The organism is Vibrio sp. B172a (genome assembly GCF_030248355.1).
Classification (GTDB): domain Bacteria; phylum Pseudomonadota; class Gammaproteobacteria; order Enterobacterales; family Vibrionaceae; genus Vibrio; species Vibrio owensii.
Window position 1 is genome coordinate 22,217 of sequence record NZ_JAHGAC010000036.1, and the last position, 16,285, is coordinate 38,501.

Annotated in this window: 13 protein-coding genes and 1 other annotated feature; of the genes, 5 read left to right on the top strand and 8 right to left on the bottom strand. The window is 45.0% G+C overall.

Translation table 11 applies throughout. From position 1 onward, the window contains the following. Positions 1-62: 62 nt before the first annotated feature. The 3 genes from KIT90_RS26320 to ettA all read right to left on the bottom strand — a co-directional run bounded on the left by KIT90_RS26320 (position 63) and on the right by ettA (position 3,381). Positions 63-1,058 carry a M23 family metallopeptidase gene (locus KIT90_RS26320; RefSeq protein ID WP_009707683.1) on the bottom strand — a complete coding sequence of 332 codons (996 nt, stop codon included), beginning with the start codon at positions 1,056-1,058 and terminating at the stop codon, positions 63-65. 29 nt (positions 1,059-1,087) lie between these two features. Continuing rightward, positions 1,088-1,456, bottom strand: a complete 369-nt coding sequence (locus KIT90_RS26325; protein WP_020197984.1) for a PilZ domain-containing protein — start codon at positions 1,454-1,456, stop codon at positions 1,088-1,090. Positions 1,457-1,713: 257 nt separating this feature from the next. Next, positions 1,714-3,381 (bottom strand): energy-dependent translational throttle protein EttA, encoded by a 1,668-nt coding sequence (gene ettA / locus KIT90_RS26330; RefSeq protein ID WP_005425335.1) that lies wholly within the window; start codon positions 3,379-3,381, stop codon positions 1,714-1,716. A 375-nt stretch (positions 3,382-3,756) separates the two neighbouring features. Between ettA and KIT90_RS26335 the strand changes: the two genes are divergently transcribed. Both KIT90_RS26335 and trpR read left to right on the top strand, forming a co-directional pair. Next, positions 3,757-5,703, top strand: a complete 1,947-nt coding sequence (locus KIT90_RS26335) for a transglycosylase SLT domain-containing protein (protein WP_285379516.1) — start codon at positions 3,757-3,759, stop codon at positions 5,701-5,703. Between the two features lie 13 nt (positions 5,704-5,716). Next, positions 5,717-6,019, top strand: a complete 303-nt coding sequence (gene trpR / locus KIT90_RS26340; RefSeq protein ID WP_005440603.1) for a trp operon repressor — start codon at positions 5,717-5,719, stop codon at positions 6,017-6,019. Positions 6,020-6,133: 114 nt separating this feature from the next. Here trpR and yjjX read toward each other — a convergent pair whose 3' ends face one another. From yjjX to KIT90_RS26365, 5 genes are all read right to left on the bottom strand, one after another. Beyond that, positions 6,134-6,667: an inosine/xanthosine triphosphatase gene (yjjX, locus tag KIT90_RS26345; RefSeq protein ID WP_285379518.1), complete on the bottom strand. Its 534-nt coding sequence runs from the start codon at positions 6,665-6,667 to the stop codon at positions 6,134-6,136. A 42-nt stretch (positions 6,668-6,709) separates the two neighbouring features. Beyond that, positions 6,710-7,888 carry a prephenate dehydratase gene (pheA, locus tag KIT90_RS26350; RefSeq protein WP_285379520.1) on the bottom strand — a complete coding sequence of 393 codons (1,179 nt, stop codon included), beginning with the start codon at positions 7,886-7,888 and terminating at the stop codon, positions 6,710-6,712. 13 nt (positions 7,889-7,901) lie between these two features. Continuing rightward, positions 7,902-8,023 (bottom strand) — a sequence feature (Phe leader region). 108 nt (positions 8,024-8,131) lie between these two features. After that, positions 8,132-8,458 (bottom strand): ribosome hibernation-promoting factor, HPF/YfiA family, encoded by a 327-nt coding sequence (gene hpf, locus KIT90_RS26355; protein WP_005447957.1) that lies wholly within the window; start codon positions 8,456-8,458, stop codon positions 8,132-8,134. A 377-nt stretch (positions 8,459-8,835) separates the two neighbouring features. Next, complete coding sequence (locus KIT90_RS26360; protein WP_038895443.1) at positions 8,836-10,305, bottom strand: lytic transglycosylase F; 1,470 nt, start codon at positions 10,303-10,305, stop codon at positions 8,836-8,838. Positions 10,306-10,448: 143 nt separating this feature from the next. Next, positions 10,449-11,177, bottom strand: a complete 729-nt coding sequence (locus KIT90_RS26365) for an outer membrane protein assembly factor BamD (RefSeq protein ID WP_009707676.1) — start codon at positions 11,175-11,177, stop codon at positions 10,449-10,451. 136 nt (positions 11,178-11,313) lie between these two features. Between KIT90_RS26365 and rluD the strand changes: the two genes are divergently transcribed. From rluD to clpB, 3 genes are all read left to right on the top strand, one after another. Then, positions 11,314-12,291 (top strand): 23S rRNA pseudouridine(1911/1915/1917) synthase RluD, encoded by a 978-nt coding sequence (gene rluD / locus KIT90_RS26370; protein WP_005440614.1) that lies wholly within the window; start codon positions 11,314-11,316, stop codon positions 12,289-12,291. 1 nt (position 12,292) lies between these two features. Further along, positions 12,293-13,021, top strand: a complete 729-nt coding sequence (pgeF, locus tag KIT90_RS26375; RefSeq protein ID WP_285379523.1) for a peptidoglycan editing factor PgeF — start codon at positions 12,293-12,295, stop codon at positions 13,019-13,021. 146 nt (positions 13,022-13,167) lie between these two features. Continuing rightward, positions 13,168-15,741 (top strand): ATP-dependent chaperone ClpB, encoded by a 2,574-nt coding sequence (clpB, locus tag KIT90_RS26380; protein WP_005440616.1) that lies wholly within the window; start codon positions 13,168-13,170, stop codon positions 15,739-15,741. Positions 15,742-16,285 lie beyond the last annotated feature (544 nt).

Sequence of the window (16,285 nt, forward strand, 5' to 3'; positions counted from 1 at the left end):
ATTTTGAATGTAAAAAGAGCAGCTTATTCGCTGCTCTTTTTTATTCGTATGTTTCGTGATGATCAGTTGGTTGATGTGGCACTGTTATCTTCACTCGATACTGTGCTGATGCTGGTATCACGGTAAGGTGAGTTAGTAAGGTTGATTTGCAGGCGAACCACGTTATCAATCAATTGAACCAACGGACCCCATTTCACCTTCTTCTCTTTCTCGAATGCGTAGTTAAAGTTCTCTGGCGTCCAATCCATCAAGTATTGTGGGTTCAATGCTCGGCCTAAGAAGCGCACTTCATAGTGCAGGTGCGGGCCGGTTGAGTTACCTGAGTTACCACATTTCGCAATCACATCGCCTTTACTGACGAACTCTCCGCTCTTCACGCTGAACTTGCTCAAGTGAGCAAAGGAGCTAGAAAAGCCAAACGAGTGACGCAGCGTGAGGTAGTTACCATACCCACGGTTACCTGGACGTACCGTTTCTACCACACCGTCTGCCGGCGCAAGGATCTGTTCTCCACGCTTACACGTTAGGTCGATCCCTGTATGAACATGACGTTTGCCCGTGATTGGATTGACACGACTGCCAAAAGGAGAGGAGATACGTTGATAAGTCATTGGGCTGTCGTTTGGAATCAAACGGAACATGGTCGCACGAACTGCAGAATCGATTGCCGCAGCATCAATGCGTTCTTCCAGTGCATGTTCATCGGTGCTCAGCTCTTCATCTGCTAAACCCAACACAGACTCAACATCAAATACACGCTTGCCTAGCAATTGAATCTGGTTGTTTTTATCGGTTAAGGACTGAGAAAGAGAGTGGTTGGTATCTAACTGCTCTTCGTACAACACGGAGATTTCAGCTTTCTCGCTCTCTAGCTTTGCGATGGTTTGATTGAGTGCTTGTGTGTCATGAATCTGCTTTTGATGCAGGTACCAAGCACCACCAACAACAGCGGGTAGTGCAACGACTGACGCACAGATAGCTAGGATCGAAAGGCGACCCAAATGAAATTGCTGATTCCCGTCTTTTGTCGGGATCTGCATGATGATTTTTTTAGACATGGTTATTGTTACTAAAGTAGGCGTTCAATTTATTCTTCCCCTAAATCTGAAAGATGCTCTAACTCTCGATTCAGAAGCTCATTATTGCCTACATTCAATTCTATAAATCGTTTTAGTTGGCTAATACTATCGATGTCTATGTTGGCGATCTTTAGCCTAATCTCGTTATCTATAATCGATATGATGTTGGCGGTTAGCTGCATCACTTGCTCTGATTGAGCAAACGAGAACGCAACATCTACCTTACGTGACGGTTCAAGTGAACTTGCATTTTCAGCTTTTAACAGCAAGCCATGTAATGAGAGATCTTGAATCGTGGCTTGTAATGCCAAGTCACCTTGTTCCAATAAAGCTGAAACTTGATAGATAATGCGTGAAAAGCGTCGTCTCTCCGTCATAGAGCTTTCTCATTAAGTCGTCAAATCAGTCGAAGACTATATCAAACAGAACAAAAGTTGTTCAATTTTTGTTCTTAAAATATCGAGCTAGCACAGAGTTACGATTGCTAAAGGTCAAGCTCTTAATTGAAAAAATGCCAATTTGAGCCATTTATGCAACACATACAACAAAGGCCGCTATGATAGCGACCTTTGTACGAATTACAAGCAAAGGTGAGCGTAAGGTGATATACCGCACACTCATCTTATAAACGAAATTACTTCGATACGCGCTTGTATTTGATACGGTGTGGTTCAGCTGCTTCAGGACCAAGCGTCTTCTTCAGCCATTCCATGTACTCGTTGTAGTTACCTTCGTAGAAGTTAACTTGGCCTTCATCGCGGTAGTCGATGATGTGCGTTGCAATACGGTCTAGGAACCAACGGTCGTGCGAGATAACCATTGCACAGCCAGGGAACTCTAGTAGTGCTTCTTCTAGTGCACGCAGTGTTTCAACGTCAAGGTCGTTGGTTGGCTCATCGAGTAGCAGTACGTTACCGCCAGCTTTAAGCAGCTTAGCAAGGTGCACACGGTTACGCTCACCACCAGAAAGCTCGCCGATAACTTTTTGTTGATCAGAGCCTTTGAAGTTAAAGCGAGAACAGTAAGCACGTGCAGGGATTTCGAAGTTGTTGATCTTGATGATGTCAGCGCCTTCAGAAATCTCTTGGAATACCGTGTTCTTGTCGTTCATTGAGTCACGGAACTGCTCAACAGACGCCAGTTTCACTGTTTCACCAAGCTCAATCGTACCTGAGTCTGGTTGCTCAGTGCCGCTCAGCATCTTGAATAGAGTCGATTTACCTGCACCGTTGGCACCGATGATACCCACGATTGCACCCTTAGGCATGCTGAACGATAGGTCATCGATAAGAACACGACCGTCGAATGACTTAGTCAGGTTGTTCACTTCGATAACTTTATCACCTAGACGCTCACCTGGCGGGATGAACAGCTCGTTGGTTTCGTTACGTTTTTGGTGGTCAGTGTTTTGTAGCTCTTCAAAGCGTGCCATACGTGCTTTAGATTTCGCCTGACGACCTTTAGGGTTTTGGCGAACCCATTCAAGTTCTTTCTCGATGGTCTTTTGACGAGCTTTTTCTTGCGATGCTTCTTGTTGTAGACGCGCATCTTTTTGCTCTAGCCAAGACGTGTAGTTACCTTCCCATGGAATACCTTCACCACGGTCAAGTTCTAGGATCCAACCCGCTGCGTTATCTAGGAAGTAACGGTCGTGGGTAATCGCAACTACAGTACCAGTGTAATCAACTAGGAAGCGTTCTAGCCATGCAACAGACTCAGCATCCAAGTGGTTGGTTGGTTCGTCGAGTAGCAGCATGTCTGGCTTTTCAAGAAGAAGACGACAGATAGCCACACGGCGACGCTCACCACCTGATAGGTGTTGGATTTTTTGATCCCATTCAGGAAGGCGAAGTGCATCAGCAGCACGCTCTAGCGCGTTATCTAGGTTGTGACCATCTTTCGCTTGGATTAGCGCTTCTAGTTCACCCTGTTCTTTTGCAAGTGCATCAAAATCGGCATCTGGTTCTGCATACGCAGCGTATACCGCATCCAAGCGCTTAAGTGCGCCAGCAACATCTGCAACGGCTTCTTCAACGATTTCACGAACGGTCTTTGACTCGTCCAGAACAGGTTCCTGTGGTAGGTAACCTACGTTTAGTCCCGGTTGTGGGCGTGCTTCACCATCGATATCAGTATCGATGCCCGCCATGATACGTAGCAGCGTAGATTTACCTGCACCGTTCAGACCTAGAACACCGATTTTTGCACCTGGGAAGAAGCTTAGAGAGATGTCTTTAAGAATTTGACGCTTAGGTGGCACAATTTTGCTCACCCGCGACATGGTATATACGTATTCAGCCATTGCCGATCGTTCCTAAATTAACTGTCATTCAAAGGCTCTATTTTATACCAACTCCTTGAGTTTTGTTACCGGATTGCAAGAAATTAGCATCTTGTGTGATTTCTTCTTCATCGCTGACCGGAAACTCCCAACTTTAGGGTATACACTTTTCTTGTTCACCTTTAATTCAAATACCCACTCTTCATCGGGATGGATGAATTGTCGGGAATCTATTTGTCTTGAAGGGTTCTAAAGTTTTACGAGTACAACATTTATTACATCAAGTCGCTTTACAATAAGAACTTAATACGGTGTAAATAGATGCATATGCTTTATGACTTACCGCGCCTTGTATTCACCAGTGGTAAGAAGTGAAGCGATAAACGTCTGGGGAAAATGACGCACATGAGATTCAACGTATCTGAATTGGCTAAAAGAGTATGCTACGCAGCCGCTTTATGTGCGGTAAGCGTGTCAGCAAACGCTGCGCTGAGCCTTGAAAAACAGCGCCAAGTCTATGAGCAAGCTCAGGATTTATTAGATAAGAACGACATTGATGGTTACTTATCTATCCGTTCTAAAATCGCCGACTATCCACTGACGCCTTATGTGGATTACCGGGTGTTTCTGAGGCAATTATCGAGTAAGTCTCCACAACAGGTAGACGAATTTATTAATGACCACGAGGCTTTTCCATTCTCACGTCGAATTCGCGCCCCTTACTTAGATAACCTTTATCGTCAGAAAGATTGGAAAACCATTACCGAGTTCCAAAAAGTGGAGCCAAGTGGTGAGCGTTACCAGTGTATTTTTTATGTCGCTCAATTAGAGCAGGGTAAACAAGTTGCTGCCTTTAAAGGCGCAGAGCACATGTGGCTGCGCGGCAAAAGCATCGCCGACGAGTGTGACCCATTGTTCTCTGCGTGGGACAAAGCGGGTGAGCGCACCGATGAGCTAATTCTTCAGCGTATGCTGCTGGCGTTTGATGCTCGCAATGGTGGCTTAATGAGTTACCTGCAAAAACTGCCAGAATCAGCCAAAGCGAAGCAGCAAGCTAAAGCAATGAAAGCGCTGTTTGATAAACCAGAAACGGTCGCTGCATTTGCTAAGAAACAACCTGCTAATGACTTCAATCGCGCTCAGAGTGAATATGCGTTAGAGAAGTTGGCTCGTAAAAATACCAAGCAAGCGCAAGATGCGTATGCTGCAGTTGTGAAAGGTCAGAAGTTCTCCCCTGAGAAAGCGCAAGCTCTGGCTGACTACATTGCGATCCGTTTGATTCGTACTGAGTCGGACTCATTAGCAAATTGGCGTGATGATAAAACGAAGTCGAGTAAGAATTTACCCTTGATTGAAAGCCGCATTCGTTTGTCGATTCAAAACGGCGATTGGAAAGGCGTAGAGAAGTGGATTGCGGTTTTAAATGACAAGGAACAGGCAACGCTTCGGTGGCAATACTGGCTAGGTCGTAGTGAAATTGCTTTGGGTGATGCTACTGCGGGTAAGCAACGTTTGTCCAAATTGGTCGGCCAACGTAACTTTTACAGCGTTGCGGCGGCCAATGCGATTGGTCAGTCAATTAAGTACCCATCAAGTTCCGTTAAGTTAGACAAGAAAGCAGTTCAGCCATACCAGAAATCTTTGGTACGTATTGAAGAGCTTATCGCGACCGACAAAATTGCCGCAGCGAAGAGTGAATGGACCCATTTGCTTCGTCGTGTGAGCAAAGAAGAGAAAACGCAACTTGCCGCTTATGCTGCTTCTAAGCGTTGGCACAACCTCACCGTGATTGCGAGTATTCAGGCGGAAATGTGGGATAACATCCCATTGCGTTTCCCGGTGGCGCATCGCTGGTGGTTTAACTTCTACGCTGAGAAACACAACATCGATCCGATTACTATGATGTCACTCGCTCGACAAGAAAGTGCATTGGATTCGGAGGCGCGTTCGCCTGTAGGTGCTCGTGGCCTAATGCAAATTATGCCCGCGACGGCTAAGTACACGGCGAACAAGTACAAGCTCAAGTATCAAGGTACGCAAGACCTGTACAACGTGGGTAAGAACATCGAGATTGGTAGCCACTACTTACAAGGTTTGATGGAGGATTACGATAATAATCGTATTTTCGCGCTCGCTGCTTATAATGCAGGACCTAACCGAGTAAAAATGTGGCGAGATCGAACACAAGGAAAAGTCGACGCTTATTCCTTTATTGAAGCAATTTCATTTAAAGAGACGCGTGGTTATGTGCAGAACATTTTGATGTTTGAAACTTACTACCGCGACCTTTTAGGTGTAGATGGTTCGTTCTTGACCCCAAATGAGATCAATACCAAGTATTGAGTGAGGTAACTTGATGTCACACGAACCTGAGTACAAAGACTGGCAACAGATTGTCGAACTGATCCGCTCTAGCGTGGATAACCAGCAACACGAGATGTTGTTGACCATGTTAATGACGCCGGATGAAAGAGAATCGCTCACCGCACGCGTCAACATTCTAAATGAGTTGCTCAAAGGTGAGCTGTCTCAGCGTCAAATCAGTCAAATGCTTGGAGTGGGTATTGCCACCATCACTCGTGGTTCAAATGAGTTAAAGTCGAAATCTGATGCAGACAAAGACAAACTCAAGACATTGCTAGAGCAGGGGGCTCAATAATCTTTGAGTTGAACTCTCTGAGTTACAGGCAGCAAAAAGGGCGGAATTTCCGCCCTTTTTAATGTGTGCTATTCGCTGCTATGAGCTTTAAAGCTCGCAATAAGCCCCGTGCAGCTATAGATTCGCTGGGAAATGTTCTGGGTTGGTAAAAGGAATCAAAGCCAGAATCAACGCTTGATGGTAGACCGAACTGCGCGTCAGTTCGTTTTGAGTCAGTAGACCAATTGCGCCACCTTTCTGTTTGATGTTGTCGGTACCAAATACCTCATCCATCACATCGCCAAGCTCATTGGCATGTTCAAGTTTTTGGAGCACTTCTGGTGGTAGCATCAAGCTGGCAGAGCGAGATTCTCCACGATGTGTATCAGACTCAATCACCATCCAAGCAAATGTTACTTTGCCTTCAATTCCTGCCTCTAAACCGACATAGAAATCCGCATTTGGCATTTTTGCTTTGGCGTTACGAACTCGGTTTAATGCGCCAAGATGTGTTTCATCATTAGACATCGGTTGGTCTGCCACTTCACTTGGAACACTGACACCAACGAACTCAAAATTTTGCTCTGAGAAAGCGCTTTGAAAAGCACTCTCTACAGCCTTGATTTTCGCCGGGTTTAGGGACGCGATAACGACTTTTTGGGTTGCCATGATCTTTTTACCTACCATGTTCTTTTTACTTACAATAATCCCTTAGCTCAGTTTTACTTGAGTGGGTTTTATATTCTCGCTTGGGTAACAACCTAACACTTTCAAGTGCTTAGTGATCTTGGTTAGCTCATCAATCGCTTGCTGCATCTCGTTAGAACCTAGGTGAGATTCAAGGTCTACGTAGAACATCTCTTCCCATGGGTTGCCCATAATTGGACGCGATTCTAGCTTGGTCATGTTGATGTCGTAACGCTGAAGCACCAAGAGTGTCTGAACCAGAGAGCCAGCTTGTTGCGACGTTGACATGATCAATGTGGTCTTCGCAGGAATCTGCGTCGATACTTCTACAGGTTTACGTGCGACAACGATAAAGCGAGTGTGGTTTTCTGTTTGGTTTGCGATGTTGCCTTGAATGGCTTGTAAGCCGTAAAGTTTACCGCTTGAAGCATTACCAATTGCCGCAACGTCGTCACGGTTAAGCTCTTGTACCTTTTGCATCGCATCGGCAGTGCTTGCGCAGGACTCTAGCTTCACGCCTTTCATGCGGCTTAAGAACTCGCTGCATTGCTGGTGTGGTTGCGGATGTGAGTAAAGTGTTTTGATGTTCTCAAGACGAATGTCTTTGGTTGCTACGAGGCAATGCTCAATTGGTTGAGTCAGTTCACCAACAATGTACAGCGTTGTGTGTTGCAGTAGGTCATAAACTTCGTTGATCGAGCCAGAGCTAGTGTTTTCAATTGGAAGTACGCCATAGTCTGCATGGCCAGATTCCACCGTCTGAGTCACTTCTTTGAAGTGTTCACAGTTAAGTTCAATCAGTTCTGTATTCTTACGGCTGAAGTATTCACGACTTGCAAGGTGAGAGTACGAGCCTTTTGCACCAAGGAAAGCAACGCGAGCAAGAGGCTTGCGACTTTGCTGTGGATTAACTAGGTTCTGCAAGTAGCTTTGCTGAAGAAGAACAGAGTCTTCAATGATGGTATGGAAAAGTTTGGTGATGTACTGAGCGTCGAGTTCGTATTTATCACGGCCGTTGGTGATCAGTTTTACTAGAAGTTGTTGTTCACGGACTGCATCACGAACAGGTTTCGACGTTTGAACTTTGCTTTTAGCGACTTCAATACTGAGCTTGCGGCGTTCTGACAACAGGCTTAGCAGTTCGTCATCCAGCTCATTCAAACGTAAACGAATTTCTTCCAGGGAAATAGGTTGGTCAGTCATCAATTCTTTCCTTATAAAAAAAGCCCCCCGATTTGGGAGGCTTTCTGTTTGTTTTTGACTTTTCTTTCACAAACGAGTTAGCCCCTCCAACTATGGAAGGAAAAAGAAGTCAAAAAGAAACAGGTTTGTTGAATGCATAAATAGTGCTTAATTTGTGAGTGTTTAAACACAATAAGCAAGCTGGCGGGGAGCGTCAAGCAAAAAAATAGCGCCTTTCGGCGCTACTTCCTCAATCTGGACGGTTTACTCTTCTTCTTCCACTAGCTCAGGCTTATTCGCACGTCGAGCTTCAGGTTTGTGGGTCAGCTTATTCAGTTGTCGTTCTAGTTTTTGCTCCACTTCATTGATAGCTGCGTAAAGATCTTCGTGAGTTGCTGAGGCGATTAGCTGGCCTTTAGGAACTTTAATAACGGCTTCGAATTTCTTCTGTTTGTTTGGTTCCTCACTGAAAGTTGCTTGGCATCCAATGATGTCTACTTGCCATTTCTCCAGCTTTTTAAATTTGCTCTCAATATGAGCACGGATTGCAGAGGTGATTTCGATGTTTTTACCAGTGATGTTCATTGTCATAAATGTTTTTCCTCTGTTTCATCCCTCATGGGTTGAATTCAGATTACCGCTTTGAGGATAAAAGAATGTGATCTTGATCACTATTTTGAGCGGCTTTTTGGAGATGGAAAATGAATGTGATCTCACTCAAGAACTGCTGAGATTTATGTGAAAATTGCTTGTTATCGGATTCGAAATCATTAGATTGGGTAGAGTACTGAGCTGAAAACTAACCCGTTTTTAGGGGAGTTATACGGCCTGTAATTCTAGTTAGTTAAAAATTAACCAGAACAAAGATGTGAATCAGATCACTCTTAAAGTGCACAGTAAGTTAGATTCAAAAACGCCGCTTAATTCGTTGAGCGGCGTTTTTGGTTTTCTATTTAGAGTTTCTCTGTTTATGGGGTTTGGCTGACTCTTCTCAGCGGCGTCATAAAAACGGGATCGTCTGGAACAAGTAAAACGTTATCCAGCGTTTTCGCGAGATCAAGGCTTTCTAGTTGCTTGTAGATCACGTAGTAGCGATTCACATTGGTCACATATCTCACCGTTTCCCCCAAACTCCTGCGCGTCACCACTTCAACGTTGTTAAACCAAACATTGGGATCGTAGCCTTGTTGAGCCGCGCGCTTACGCATTCTTTCAACGTTTCCTGGCCCGGCATTGTATGCCGCGAGTGTTAAGTAGAGTTTGTTCTCTTTGCTGATTGCTTCATCACTGAAGTAGTAGCGGCGCAGGAACGCCATGTATTTCACGCCTGCATGAACATTGTTTTCCAAGTTACGAATGTTTTTTATGTTTACGTTCGGGTCACTCGCTGTGCTTGGTAATATTTGCATGATACCGACAGCGCCACGGCTAGACGCTAAGTTGTTATCGAACCCCGACTCTTGATAAGCCACTGCAGCGATCAGCAGATAATCAAAGTCGTATTTCTCCCCATATTTAGAAAACAGAGCAGAGAGCTTTTCAAGCTGAGCAATCTTTTTTGGGTTCAATGCCTTGTTCAACCAATTGGTGTTGTCGATGTATTTCCCGTAAATGACGTTCCCAAGTAAGGTGCCAGATTTGGCTGTGCGAATGAATTTGTTCACCACTTTCATTAGCTCAGGGCTGTCGTGACGCATTGCCCAGGCGATCTCACCACCTTTGCGGATTGGGATTTTGGTATGAGCACGGATATCGTCCATAAAGCTCATCCACAACTTGGCTTTGTGGCTATCAAGAACAATGGCTTTGACATAGCCATTGTTGAGCATTCCCACCAATTCGTAGTCTTGTAGTGTTTCTTCTATGAAATGGACAACAACAGGTGGTAAGCCTTTCTTATTAAGTTGTTTGTTTAAGGCCTGAATGCTCTCAAAGTAACTTGAACTGGCACGTACCCATATTTCCTTGCCGCTTAGCTGATCAAGCTTGGTCATCACTGGTGTTTTTTTATTGGTAATTACCCATTCTTCAATGCCCGTGATGGCAGGATCACTAAAATCAACCAACTTCTTACGTGCGTTGGTAATGGTGAGATTCGCAACAACCAAATCTCCTAATCCTTGTTCAAGGGAGGGAAGCAGCTCATCACGAGATACCGGAATGATTTGAATATTGATCTTAGGTTTGAGTTTGCGTAAATCTCTCTCAAAATGCGCAAGCAACTCAGCGCCAATCCCTTTTGGCTCTCCTCCCTCTATGTAATAGAAACCCAAATCGGCTGATACCAACACGCGCAAGACGTTTTTCTCTTTGATGACATCGAGATCGCCAGTGTAAGGCGGCTGTCTAAGAGGAGATAGCTCGAGAGCAAAACTCGACGCGGAGAGTAGGATCAACAGTCCCGTCCATAACTTTGATAGTGTCACGTTCACATCCATGTTGATGGTGGAGGAGAACTTTAAGCATATGTGTCGCTTAAAAAATCATCAAGGAAGTGAATGTGATAAGGAGAAAGGATAAAACAAAAATTAATGCGGAATAAAACAAAACCGCCACAGTTTGGGGCTGTGGCGGCTTAAGATTAGTTAACTGGGTTGAGCTTTATCAGCTCTTCAGTCCTGGCAACTGAATCATCCAGTTTCAACTGTTTGTATGCTTCTAGCTGAATCTCAAGTGACTTACGAGCGGCTTCTGTATCAGGAAACGCTTTTTGCAGCTCTTGCGCACGGTTGATTGCTGCAATCCATGCTTCACGACGTAAGTAGAAGTCTGCGGTTGCAAGATCGTAGTCAGCAAGACGGTTCTTCAATGCCACCATGCGTTTTTGCGAGTCTTCCGCATAAGGGCTATTCGGGTAACGATCGAGCAGCTTTTTGAAATCATCAAATGCTTTCTTTACTGGCTCTGGGTCACGGTCACTACGGTCTACGTTGAACAGGTCATGCATGAAGTTACGGTCTTGTGCCATGTGGCTCAAACCGCGCATGTATAAAACCCAGTCCATTTTTTCGTGAGTTGGGTTCAAACGCATAAAGCGAGAGATCGTTGCCAGACCTAGTGCTAGGTCATCGTTTTTGTAGTACGCGTAGATAAGGTCAAGTTGTACCTGCTCAGAGTAGGCACCAAACGGGTAACGCGAATCCAAAGCTTCTAATTTCTCGATGGCAGAAAGCCAGTTACCGCTTTGCAGAGAAGTTTGCGCGTCTGCATACAGTTCAGAAGGTGGCACATCAGGAACGATTTCTTCTTTGCTTGCACAGCCAAACAGAAGGGATACCGCTAAAAGGCCTGTTAAAGTCTGATGTTTCATATCAGGAGTCTGTTCCTTGAATCTAAATATTTCTTAAGCTGCCGTTACTTTCTTTCCAGTAACAGATACAATGACGTAATAGTCTATTTTTCCACAGTCGTGAGCATTAGTCTCACAGTTTTTAAAAAAGTTCGATATGGCTCAGCAGATTGTTTTAACCAACACCGTAAAAGATAGCCAATTAGGTCAACGTTTAGACCAAGCTATCGCCGAATTATTCGCGGACTTCTCTCGTTCTCGCTTGAAAGAGTGGTTGCTTGCAGGGAAAGTACAAGTGAATGGTGAAGTTGTCACTAAACCTCGCACCAAAGTAATGGGTGGCGAGGAAATTACCTTGCAAGCCGAGCTGGAAGATGAAGAACGCTGGGAAGCACAAGATATCCCTCTCGATATCGTCTACGAAGATGAAGACATCATCGTAATCAACAAGCCTCGTGATTTTGTAGTACACCCAGGTGCGGGTACGCCAGATGGCACTGTACTAAACGCATTGTTGCATCATTACCCAGACATCGCCGAAGTACCTCGCGCAGGTATTGTGCATCGTCTAGATAAAGATACAACAGGCCTAATGGTGGTAGCGAAAACCGTACCAGCACAAACTCGTCTAGTACGCGCGCTGCAAAAACGTAACATCACTCGTGAGTATGAAGCGATTGCAATCGGTCGTATGACGGCGGGCGGTAAAGTAGATAAACCAATTGGTCGTCACTCTACTAAACGTACGCTAATGGCGGTTGCCCCAATGGGTAAACATGCTGTTACTCACTACCGTGTGGCAGAACATTTCCGTGAGCATACACGTATTCGCTTGCGTCTAGAAACGGGCCGTACACACCAAATCCGTGTACACATGTCTTACCTACAGCATCCACTATTAGGTGATACTGCTTACGGTGGTCGTGCTCGTATCCCAACTGGCGCATCACAAGAGTTAACGGAAATGATCCGTGGCTTTGACCGCCAAGCTCTGCACGCGGTAATGCTTCGTTTTGAACACCCTGTTACTGGTGAAGAGCTAGAATTCCACGCTCCAGTGCCTGACGACATGGTAGAAATGACAGAAGCGCTGCGTAAAGATACAGAAGAGTTCGGTCTACCTGACGAGTTCTAATATGAAGACAATTATTCCTAACTGGCCAGCACCAAAAAACGTAAAAGCCTTCGCCTCTACCAGAGTCGATGGCTTTTCGACGACGCCTTATCAAGGGCTAAATTTGGGTGCGCATGTTGGGGATGACTTGTCCATCGTAGAAAAGAACCGTGACTGGTTGGCGCAACAAGCAAAGATGCCTAGTGCGCCAATCTGGTTGAACCAAACCCATTCTACAGTGGTAGCTCAAGCAAGCGCTCCTACAAAGCAAGTACTGGATGCGGATGGTGTGTTTACCTCTTCAAGTCAGGTTGTGTGCTCGGCCATGACAGCGGATTGTTTGCCTGTTCTACTAACCAACACGCAAGGTACCCAAGTAGCAGCTGTTCATGCTGGTTGGCGCGGCTTGGCAAATGGTATCGTTGAAAATGCACTAGAGTTGTTTTCTGGTGAGGTAATGGCGTGGTTTGGTCCGGCAATTGGCCCTCAAGCATTTGAAGTCGGTGAAGATGTTCTGCAAGCCTTTGTGGATTTTGATTCACAAGCTCATCAAGCCTTTACTCCTCGTGGCATTGAAGGGAAGTGGCTGGCCGATATGTCTAAGCTTGCAACTCAACGTCTCAACAAACTTGGTGTCACTCAAGTATTTGACTCTGGCCTGTGTACTTTCCAAGACAAAAATGACTTTTATTCCTACCGCCGTGATGGTGTGACAGGTCGACAAGCCACTTTTATTTGGATTGAGGACTGATCACTACAACGCAAAAGTGTTGAGATGCATAGCTTCATTTTTGCAAAGCTATCTTTATTAATTCACTCCCTTGAAATTCCCTCTCTGCGTATCCATCTTTCTAACTGTCAAAAGAATTTCCTTAAGTTGAGGTTAGGAAGAAAGATATGCGTCTTGATAGATTCACAAGTAAGTTTCAAATCGCTATCTCTGATGCTCAGTCACTAGCGTTAGGGCGCGATCATCAATATATCGAACCAGTGCACCTAATGGTGGCATTGCTCGATCAGAACGGTAGCCCAATTCGTCCACTACTAACCATGTTAGATGTCGACGTAACTCATCTACGCTCTAAATTGAGCGAAATGTTAGACCGACTGCCTAAAGTCAGTGGCATCGGCGGTGATGTTCAGCTGTCTAGCTCTATGGGTACACTTTTCAATTTGTGCGACAAAGTGGCTCAAAAGCGTCAGGACTCCTACATCTCTTCCGAAGTCTTTTTGCTTGCGGCATTAGAAGACCGTGGCCCACTTGGTCAGCTATTAAAAGAGATGGGCTTGACCGAGCAAAAAGTCAGCCAAGCGATCGAAAAGATCAGAGGTGGTCAAAAGGTCAATGACCCGAATGCAGAAGAACTACGCCAAGCATTGGAAAAGTTCACTATAGACCTTACTGAACGTGCAGAGCAGGGTAAGTTGGATCCGGTTATCGGCCGTGATGATGAAATCCGCCGCACCATCCAAGTATTGCAGCGCCGTACTAAAAACAACCCTGTGATCATTGGTGAACCAGGTGTGGGTAAAACCGCTATCGTAGAAGGTTTGGCGCAGCGCATCATTAATAATGAAGTACCAGAGGGGCTACGTGGCCGCCGCGTACTTTCGTTAGATATGGGCGCACTTGTTGCGGGTGCAAAATACCGTGGTGAATTTGAAGAGCGTTTGAAGTCGGTATTGAATGAGTTAGCCAAAGAAGAAGGCAACGTAATTCTGTTTATTGATGAGCTTCATACCATGGTTGGCGCGGGCAAGGGCGAAGGCTCTATGGATGCCGGTAACATGCTAAAACCAGCATTGGCTCGTGGTGAGCTCCACTGTGTGGGTGCAACTACATTGGATGAATACCGCCAATATATAGAGAAAGATGCGGCACTTGAGCGTCGTTTCCAAAAAGTGCTGGTGGATGAACCAACGGTTGAAGACACGATTGCCATTCTTCGTGGTTTGAAAGAGCGTTATGAACTTCACCACCACGTAGAGATTACCGATCCAGCGATCGTGGCAGCCGCAAGTTTGTCGCATCGCTATGTTTCGGATCGTCAGTTGCCTGATAAAGCGATCGACCTTATTGATGAAGCCGCTTCTAGTATTCGTCTACAGATCGACTCTAAACCAGAATCGCTCGATAAACTCGAACGTAAAATCATCCAACTTAAGATCGAGCAGCAAGCACTGAGTAATGAGCATGATGAAGCAAGTGAAAAACGCTTGGACGTGCTTAACGACGAGTTGAACGAGAAAGAACGTGAATATGCAGAGCTAGAAGAAGTGTGGAATGCAGAAAAAGCCGCACTATCTGGCACTCAACATATTAAAAGTGAGTTAGAGCAAGCCCGAATGGATATGGACTTTGCACGCCGAGCTGGTGATCTAAACCGCATGTCGGAACTGCAATATGGCCGTATTCCTGAACTTGAAAAACAGCTCGATCTTGCTACTCAAGCTGAAATGCAAGAGATGACACTGCTGCGTAACAAGGTGACGGACAATGAGATTGCAGAAGTACTCTCTAAGCAAACGGGTATCCCCGTTTCTAAAATGCTCGAAGCAGAAAAAGAAAAACTGCTCCGCATGGAAGAGGTTCTGCACAAACGCGTGATTGGTCAGGCGGAAGCGGTTGAAGTGGTATCAAATGCAATTCGTCGTAGCCGAGCTGGCTTATCGGATCCGAACAAACCGATTGGTTCCTTCTTATTCTTAGGTCCAACAGGCGTAGGTAAAACAGAGCTGTGTAAGACACTCGCTAGCTTCATGTTTGACAGTGAAGATGCCATGGTACGTATCGATATGTCAGAGTTCATGGAGAAACACTCTGTGGCAAGACTAGTTGGTGCGCCTCCGGGTTACGTTGGTTATGAAGAGGGTGGTTATCTAACAGAAGCGGTTCGCCGTAAACCTTATTCTGTCATCCTATTAGATGAAGTAGAGAAGGCACATCCAGATGTGTTCAATATTCTGCTGCAAGTATTGGATGATGGTCGACTAACTGATGGTCAGGGGAGAACGGTTGATTTCCGTAATACTGTAGTGATCATGACATCGAACTTAGGTTCAGCTCGCATCCAAGAGAACTTTGCTACTCTGGATTACCAAGGTATTAAGAATGAAGTGATGGATGTGGTCAGTAAACACTTCCGCCCAGAGTTTTTAAACCGTGTTGATGAAAGCGTGGTCTTCCATCCTCTTGGTCAAGAGCACATTAAGTCGATTGCTTCTATTCAGCTAGATCGTCTAGCGAAACGCCTAGAAGAAAAAGGCTATCAGTTAGAGGTATCCGAGAAAGCTCTCGATTTGATTGCTCAAGTTGGTTTCGATCCTGTCTATGGTGCGCGTCCTTTAAAACGTGCCATTCAACAAAATGTCGAAAACCCACTAGCTAAATCAATCTTAGCCGGCCAAATATTGCCAGATAAGAAAGTACAGCTGATTGTGAACAATGACCAAATTATTGCTCACCAGTAATTTCACTAATGCAGTGAAAAGTGAGACGAAGTTCAAGGTTTAGGGGGCGGTAGCCCCCTTTTTGATGCACTTTTATCGGGTTTTGATTGTTTTCTATACGAACGAACCAAAAAGATAAGTTTTTTTGAAAAATAGGGTTGTGTTCCTAAACGAACTCCCTATAATGCGCCTCCGTTGTCACGGGAAAGCAAACAAAGCGAAGCCGAGATAACAAGGTCAGTGAGTTAGAAAGTAACTCACAGAGAAATAACTTAAAAAAGTGTTTGACACGATAAGTTATCTCGCTAAAATGGCCGTCCACTTTGAAGAGAACTTCAGAGTGTGCTCTTTAAAAATAAGAACCTATCAATCTGTGTGGGCACTCGTTGATGATAATCCAATTAGATATTTCTTTCTTAACGGAAAGCGGTATCAAATTAGGTTTCAATGAAACGAAGTGACCATTGAGTCGAAAGACTCAGCACAGTCAATTCAAACATTACTTATGTAATGTTCAGTATTCATTGAGCCGAACAAAATCTTAAATTGAAGAGTTTGATCATGG

Excerpts from the sequence above, each read along its gene's own strand:
- hpf (WP_005447957.1), bottom strand. The coding sequence starts at position 8,458 with ATGACAATGAACATCACTGGTAAAAACATCGAAATCACCTCTGCAATC.
- KIT90_RS26325 (WP_020197984.1), bottom strand. The coding sequence starts at position 1,456 with ATGACGGAGAGACGACGCTTTTCACGCATTATCTATCAAGTTTCAGCT.
- pgeF (WP_285379523.1), top strand. The coding sequence starts at position 12,293 with ATGAAGACAATTATTCCTAACTGGCCAGCACCAAAAAACGTAAAAGCC.
- KIT90_RS26365 (WP_009707676.1), bottom strand. The coding sequence starts at position 11,177 with ATGAAACATCAGACTTTAACAGGCCTTTTAGCGGTATCCCTTCTGTTT.
- KIT90_RS26320 (WP_009707683.1), bottom strand. The coding sequence starts at position 1,058 with ATGTCTAAAAAAATCATCATGCAGATCCCGACAAAAGACGGGAATCAG.
- KIT90_RS26335 (WP_285379516.1), top strand. The coding sequence starts at position 3,757 with ATGACGCACATGAGATTCAACGTATCTGAATTGGCTAAAAGAGTATGC.
- trpR (WP_005440603.1), top strand. The coding sequence starts at position 5,717 with ATGTCACACGAACCTGAGTACAAAGACTGGCAACAGATTGTCGAACTG.
- clpB (WP_005440616.1), top strand. The coding sequence starts at position 13,168 with ATGCGTCTTGATAGATTCACAAGTAAGTTTCAAATCGCTATCTCTGAT.
- pheA (WP_285379520.1), bottom strand. The coding sequence starts at position 7,888 with ATGACTGACCAACCTATTTCCCTGGAAGAAATTCGTTTACGTTTGAAT.
- ettA (WP_005425335.1), bottom strand. The coding sequence starts at position 3,381 with ATGGCTGAATACGTATATACCATGTCGCGGGTGAGCAAAATTGTGCCA.
- rluD (WP_005440614.1), top strand. The coding sequence starts at position 11,314 with ATGGCTCAGCAGATTGTTTTAACCAACACCGTAAAAGATAGCCAATTA.
- KIT90_RS26360 (WP_038895443.1), bottom strand. The coding sequence starts at position 10,305 with ATGGATGTGAACGTGACACTATCAAAGTTATGGACGGGACTGTTGATC.
- yjjX (WP_285379518.1), bottom strand. The coding sequence starts at position 6,667 with ATGGCAACCCAAAAAGTCGTTATCGCGTCCCTAAACCCGGCGAAAATC.